The organism is Streptococcus sanguinis (assembly GCF_020729725.1).
Lineage (GTDB): Bacteria > Bacillota > Bacilli > Lactobacillales > Streptococcaceae > Streptococcus > Streptococcus sanguinis_V.
In genome coordinates this window covers 1-6,005 of sequence record NZ_JAJEPA010000003.1, presented here as the reverse complement: position 1 = coordinate 6,005, position 6,005 = coordinate 1, and the positions used below count along the sequence as shown (strand labels likewise).

Below are 6,005 nucleotides of genomic sequence, written 5' to 3'. Positions count from 1 at the left end.
CCTTCTGCTCTTCCTCTTTTTCAGACGGTCTTTCGGACCTTTATCAAGGACAGGGATAAGATTGTCAACGCCCTAGAGCTGCCTTACTCCAACGCCAAACTCGAAGCCACCAACAACCTCATCAAAGTCATCAAGCGCAATGCTTTTGGCTTTCGAAACTTTGACAACTTCAGAACCCGCATTTTCATTGCCCTCAACATCAAAAAAGAGAAGACAAATCTTGTCCTCTCTCGATGTTAGATTTAGTCAACCCACTACAGTTGACAAAGAGCCATTTTTTCAATCAAAAAGAGGAAACGGCTTCCCATTTCCTCAACTTCTTTTCAGGTTGTAAAGAATGTCAAGAAAAAGGGTACAAAAATGTAAACGCCTACTGAGGCAYCCAGTCTTGACAATTCGCCTATTTATGGTATAATTGTTAGGACTGAGTAGCACAGGTGGATTGTCTACTCGGTGGGTATGAAGTTTGCCGCTTCATACCTATTTTTGTATTATTTTACTACAAAATTACCGCAAGGTCAACAACCACTCTTAAATTTAGTCTATCGCATTTTTTAAAATCTGTCAGATTTACGTCAAAAAATGGGAAAAGCCTTGTTAGAGAGCAAAAGAAAAGCCCCTAGAGGGCTTATTTTTATTGACTTACAAAGACAATATTAGAACTTAGTGAGTTCTTTCAGAACTTTAAACTCTGCCACATTAAAGGATTCTCCACTGCCTGTAGTCTTGATGTAGTATTCCTTGATGAAAGTTTTGGTGCCGTTTATAATGGTCTGTTTGATTAAAAAAACTTCGCTCTCATCTTGGTTGCTGATAAACTTGTTAGTAATTTCATAGCTGCTTTTAGGAGACTCACCACTACCGCTGTTTGACCCTGTGGTATCAATTAGAGAATTTTGATGCAACAGAGGGAATTTTTGTAAGCCGATTGAGTTATTGTAGTAGTCGTTCCATGAGTTATAATAAAACAAAGCATTAAATAGCTGGGTGCTATCCTGCTCCAGTTGATAGATATTCAACTCGCCAGCATTTTTCTCAATGCGAGCCTGGGTTATTGCATTTTCACCTAGTCTCTTTTTGGCCAAGTCCTCCTTTTCTTTTAACTCAGTAGAAAGTTTTTTATATTCTACAGTTTTGCTATTGAGGAAAGCTGCTCCCAAGAAAATTAAAGCTAGAGAAATAGCAACTGCTATTGCTATTCGCATCTTGTTATTCTCCATACAATGTTCCTCCTACCAGTCGATTCTCCTTGTCCAGAATAAAGCTGTAATACTGGCCAGTAAACAAAGGATTGCCATCGAAAGAAATGTTCATTTTAACAAAGAGCACAGATTGATCACTATCTTTCTTTTCAAAATCACCACTTATATCTGAAATTTCGTAAGAAAAACGAGATAGGAACTCTCTCTTTTTGTCTGGATTTCGTTTATCGGCAGAAGTTAAGCTAGATGAAGAAGAGAAAAAAATTGTGCTGAGGATTTTCTCTGCATTTCCATAGCCCTTATAATCTGTTGGATTTTCTGCTTTCATGTAACTGTTTAAGTAGGCTTCCAGAGCTTGCTTCTTTTCTTCTACTTGCTTAGGAGACATTCTTTCCTTGTATTCTAATTTATCCTGCACACGAACCTGGTTAATATCCTGTTGCAACTTATTATTTTTTTGTCCCTGATTGTAACCTAGATAAAGAAAGGTCAAAAGAGCCAATCCTCCTATAGTTACGATAGAGATTTGTAAAATCTGGGCTTTATTCAGCCTATCTTTAAACATTCAAATTCTCCTTTWCACTTCCTAATGAACGTTTTCCAATATCTTGAACAACATCATAAATATTTTCTCTCATAGCATGAAATAAAGCAAGTCTTGCAGCTGCTCGCACGTCATGGTGGTGGGAATTCTTTTTTTTGTCTTTAAATTCCCAAAGGTTCAGCCGTTTTAATAACTCATCTGGGATATCTGTTTTATAACCACTATTATTGCGCGTGATGCAATTCGGGTAACATGACAAGACACATTCCATTGTTTCTTTAGTGGTATTATCCCGTCTGCGCTCACCTTCTCGTACATCATACTCTTCAACAATCACTTGGTCATAATCTAAAGATTGGCCAACTTTTGAAAACCATTTTTTAAAATTCTCTACCCCATAGCTAACAACCCAATAATCAATCAATTTAGCATTATCAAGCAGCACAATCCCTGTTGTGCTGCTTTTGTATCTGTTACTTGATGGATCAATACTTAGGATTTTAGTCATCTACGCTCCTTAAACTAAGCCTTTTGATTTCGCTTCTTCAAAAGTCATTTGTAGGACTTCTGGTCGGTTATCAATATCATAGACGTAAATCAAATTAGGTAATCCTGATCCACGCAATACCTCTTTTATCAGTCCATACTTTTTTAGTTCGTTTTTTACTTCTATCACTTCAGGAATAGAAAAATGGAGACTGATAGACAATTCTTCATCTTCACGAATGATAAAATGTTCTCCGCCAGTTTTTAGATTAAGAAGGTATTCATCTAAGAAATTTTTGGTGTCACCATTACTAATCTTCAGCAGGTGCTCCACGAAAATACCTCTGATATAAGTATAAGCAAATACAGCTTTTTTACTTAATTTTTTGTAAAGAGGAGCATCTACAATTTCTCTTGGCACATAGTAATTAAAGTCATCATACGGCTGGCTGTCTAATGTAATTTTAGGGTTCATTTATTCTCCTTATCCTTGGCTACTCAGTTGTTTAGCTGCTTGTCGTATTTTGTCAACTCGAAAGTCGTTCCAATGAGTGCCATTATCCAACACAACAATAGGCAGGGAACTATAACCTAGTTCTTCTTTGATATAAGGAATGACTTCTGGCTGCTCTTCAATATTAATCTCGTTATAGTCTTGACCGAGTTTAGAAAACAAATCCTTTGTCATTTTGCATTTCATGCAGTTATTGGTTGAATAAATTGTAATCATAATTTAGCTCCATTCGTTCTATTCTTGATAATATTGGCCAGTAGAATAGTCAATACTCCAACTGTTGGCAGTATTAAAGATTTCTACTTGTTCATTGATAATTCCATCACTAGAAAGCATATCCACTACTACACTTCTAGGAATTAATTCATTTTCATTATAAATTGGTTTGACGCTATAGTAAAGGATTATGTCGTGATGAGCCTCAAGATAACTTTGGGCTTTTTTTTCAACATATCTCATGCCACCCTTTTGATCCACTCCTCCAACATTTTGAGTTCGTGTTCCTGTGATGACATTTTCACGAATAGCTTTTCCGCCTAAACTATCAGCAATCAAATGAGATTTGTTCCAGAAATAACCATGATAAATTTTATTATCTTTCCATGGTATAGCAACTTTTTGATTTTCTGCCCAGCCACTAGGAATAACACCTTTAGAAAAGTTTTCTCTTTTACCATAACTGCTTTTTACATTGTCAAAAGTCAGTGAGGCTTTTGCTTCTTGAGTGCGGCCTAGTGAGTCCAGGCTGTTGTAAAAAATCTCTCCTTTTTTTGGGAAAGAGTTTATATCAATGCTGGATTTTCCTAGAACAGCATAATAGTCAGGGTATTTCTCGAAAGACCAACCTGATTCCGATACTTGAGAAGCGGTCTGTGATTCAGGGGGTGTATCTGTCAACTCGTTAGAAATTTCATTCCAATCTTCTTGAGTTCGTTTAAGTTCTTCAGCGGTCTTGTTCTTTAGGTCATCAATATTCTCTGGCGAGAATAACCTCTTAACAATAACAAGAGGATTTGGGCTTCTTGTCTCAGGGTTTGACTGGACGTGAGCTGTATAGAAGCCCCCTACCAAAGCCACGACACCTAACAAGCCAATTAAACTCCCTTCGCTTTTTTTATCTGCCATAGTACCTCGATTCTAAAAAAGACAAGCCCAATAGCTTATCTTTCATTATTCGCTTTGGGCTTCTTCTGAAGAGTTCTCTGCTGGTGCTTCTTCCAGTTGGTCAATCTGTTCAGAGACTTTCTTATTGAGCATTGATAGAATTTGTTCAAATGCTTCATTGTCAACTGCTACATTTGTTTCATCGTCAGCAGTCAGGTCTTGGAAAGTATCTTTAATGATCCTGGTATTTCCCAGTTCCTTAATCAAATCCGCAACATCTACATTTAGAACAAAGAGTGATTGACGGATAGCAAAATTGACAAGTGGACGATATACCAGGGCCAGCTTCACTCCACGGTGCTTGAATGTACCGTTTTCTGTTTTCGCTACCTCTAGGATTTCAAGAGTTTTGAGAGCTTGTTCAGAAATTAGCTCATTATATTGTTTTTCTTCTTTTGAAAAATCAAACATAAAATTTCTCCTTTGTAATTATAATTTTTTATACACTCTAAATATACCATAAAATAGCTTAAATATCAATAATTTTAATATATTTTATAATATAAAAAGAAACAGAGAGTTTTTAAAATGTCCCTGTTTCTTTTTATTACTTCCAGACAAAATTAGAAGTGTCATGGAAAGATTTTTCGGTTAAGATTTCTCCGTCTAAACTGATAATTTTTGTATTCCAGATAGCTGAATAATCAGTCTTATTTTGAAATTCGATAATAGTGTACCAAATAATTGGTTGGGTTGAGTTGATAAAGCTGATACCTTCTTCAAAGATTCTCATATCTTGCTGATTTTGGCGGCTATTCCACCCAACTAACATTTCCTCGCGATCCTCAATACCATGGAACCCAACAGCTTGAATATGAGTCATATCAAAAATATCAACATCTCTTGGATAAATCAATAGATTTTTTTTGAGTTTTCGTCGCTGTTTTTGGCTGCGTGCCTGGTATCTTTTTGAAGAGTTAGTGTCATATTTTGTTGCTAGGATATGGACATCTAAATCATGATAATACAAAGCATTGTCAAACGGAAGTTCTTGTAGTTTCTGTATCGCTTCAGTGATATTGAAACTTTGTTTTTGAGGGAGAAAATTCACTCCTAGAAGTTCTTTGTTATCAACCATTTCTTGGGCGGTTCGTCCTTTATTTCGTTTTCTAGGATTCTGCTGCATCTCTAATGCTAACATACCTTCGTTAGAATATTTATAAGGATTGAACCACTTGTCAATTTTTTGAAAAATTGTATAAGCCATTCTACCTCCGTCTCTTCACAATTCTATTTTTGCTAGAACGATCAAGTGGTCGTTTCAGACGCTCAGAAGTAACGGTTGTCTTAGAGGTATCAGTCACAACAACTGGCACGGGTTGTTCAGAATCGTCATTGTCTAGGGTATTAGAACTGTCGAAAGATGCCATCAATGCTTGTAAGTCTTCTCCATCAAAATCTAAAACAATAGCTTCGATTTCGCCATCTTCAAGGTTAATATCCTCTGGCACCTCTCTTTTTCTTGTTTTTGTTTTTGACTCTAATAATGAATTAGAATTATTAGAATCAAATAGTTCTGACAAACCTGTTTTTTCAAAGAGTTCACTGTTAGAAGTGTCATTTGTTTCAATGGCAGAAGAACGGACTTCCTCGATATTTGCTTGTTTATTCATTTCAGCATAGACCTCATCAAAGAATGATTGATTTTGTTCAGGAGTAAAGGGAGCTAGACCGTCTTGCTTGTTTCGCTCAATCAAAGCTTTCTCACGAGCGTAGGCAAGTTGAATTTCTTCTCGTTCTTCAACAAGATTAGATTTAGACTGTTTGTTTTCAAATAGTTCTGGAGCTGGAGAAAAGATTTTTTGTATATCTTCTTCTCCATTTTCTTTTTCCTCTGCCCACTTTTCAATATCTACTTTAGGTGTTTCGCCAAATAGTTCTTTGATAGCTTGCAAGATACGTTGAACTTCTGGGTCATCTAAGAATATTGCCTGGATCCGCTGCATTCCTCTGCTATCAACTACTTTTAAGAGACTGTCACCTCTACCCAGGAGGTCTTCAGCGCCATATTCATCTAAGATGATTCGACTGTTGTTTCCATCACTGACAGCATAGGATAACCGAGATGGAGACAGCATAGGATAACCGAGATGGA

General features: G+C 36.5%; 9 protein-coding genes and 1 pseudogene. 1 reads left to right on the top strand and 9 read right to left on the bottom strand.

Annotated elements, in window-relative coordinates; genetic code table 11:
* The coding region (locus tag K4I03_RS00075; RefSeq protein ID WP_227963287.1) for a transposase at nt 1-240 on the top strand (240 nt) is incomplete at its 5' end.
* 416 nt (nt 241-656) lie between these two features.
* Here the strand turns inward: K4I03_RS00075 and K4I03_RS00070 are convergent.
* The 9 genes and pseudogenes from K4I03_RS00070 to K4I03_RS00030 form a co-directional block, all read right to left on the bottom strand.
* Nucleotides 657-1,220, bottom strand: a complete 564-nt coding sequence (locus tag K4I03_RS00070) for a hypothetical protein (protein ID WP_227963286.1) — start codon at nt 1,218-1,220, stop codon at nt 657-659.
* Nucleotides 1,210-1,767, bottom strand: a complete 558-nt coding sequence (locus K4I03_RS00065; protein ID WP_227963285.1) for a hypothetical protein — start codon at nt 1,765-1,767, stop codon at nt 1,210-1,212. Before K4I03_RS00065 ends, K4I03_RS00070 begins: the two co-directional genes overlap by 11 nt.
* A complete protein-coding gene (locus K4I03_RS00060; protein ID WP_227963284.1) occupies nt 1,760-2,254 on the bottom strand; it encodes a hypothetical protein in 495 nt (164 codons plus the stop codon). Before K4I03_RS00060 ends, K4I03_RS00065 begins: the two co-directional genes overlap by 8 nt.
* A 9-nt stretch (nt 2,255-2,263) precedes the next feature.
* A complete protein-coding gene (locus K4I03_RS00055) occupies nt 2,264-2,707 on the bottom strand; it encodes a hypothetical protein (protein ID WP_227963283.1) in 444 nt (147 codons plus the stop codon).
* A gap of 9 nt (nt 2,708-2,716) precedes the next feature.
* Entirely contained in the window at nt 2,717-2,962 is a 246-nt protein-coding gene (locus K4I03_RS00050; protein ID WP_227963282.1) for a glutaredoxin domain-containing protein, read from the bottom strand.
* An 18-nt stretch (nt 2,963-2,980) separates the two neighbouring features.
* Nucleotides 2,981-3,871 (bottom strand): DNA/RNA non-specific endonuclease, encoded by an 891-nt coding sequence (locus K4I03_RS00045; RefSeq protein WP_227963281.1) that lies wholly within the window; start codon nt 3,869-3,871, stop codon nt 2,981-2,983.
* A gap of 45 nt (nt 3,872-3,916) precedes the next feature.
* The gene (locus K4I03_RS00040; protein ID WP_227963280.1) at nt 3,917-4,321 is read right to left on the bottom strand and encodes a hypothetical protein; all 405 of its coding nucleotides are present in this window, start codon (nt 4,319-4,321) and stop codon (nt 3,917-3,919) included.
* A 136-nt stretch (nt 4,322-4,457) separates the two neighbouring features.
* Complete coding sequence (locus K4I03_RS00035) at nt 4,458-5,117, bottom strand: hypothetical protein (protein WP_227963279.1); 660 nt, start codon at nt 5,115-5,117, stop codon at nt 4,458-4,460.
* A 1-nt stretch (nt 5,118) separates the two neighbouring features.
* Nucleotides 5,119-6,005, bottom strand: a pseudogene (locus K4I03_RS00030) (hypothetical protein); the annotation flags it as partial.

Coding starts and splice junctions, on each gene's coding strand:
- K4I03_RS00065 (WP_227963285.1), bottom strand. CDS start 1,767: ATGTTTAAAGATAGGCTGAATAAAGCCCAGATTTTACAAATCTCTATC.
- K4I03_RS00050 (WP_227963282.1), bottom strand. CDS start 2,962: ATGATTACAATTTATTCAACCAATAACTGCATGAAATGCAAAATGACA.
- K4I03_RS00045 (WP_227963281.1), bottom strand. CDS start 3,871: ATGGCAGATAAAAAAAGCGAAGGGAGTTTAATTGGCTTGTTAGGTGTC.
- K4I03_RS00040 (WP_227963280.1), bottom strand. CDS start 4,321: ATGTTTGATTTTTCAAAAGAAGAAAAACAATATAATGAGCTAATTTCT.
- K4I03_RS00070 (WP_227963286.1), bottom strand. CDS start 1,220: ATGGAGAATAACAAGATGCGAATAGCAATAGCAGTTGCTATTTCTCTA.
- K4I03_RS00055 (WP_227963283.1), bottom strand. CDS start 2,707: ATGAACCCTAAAATTACATTAGACAGCCAGCCGTATGATGACTTTAAT.
- K4I03_RS00035 (WP_227963279.1), bottom strand. CDS start 5,117: ATGGCTTATACAATTTTTCAAAAAATTGACAAGTGGTTCAATCCTTAT.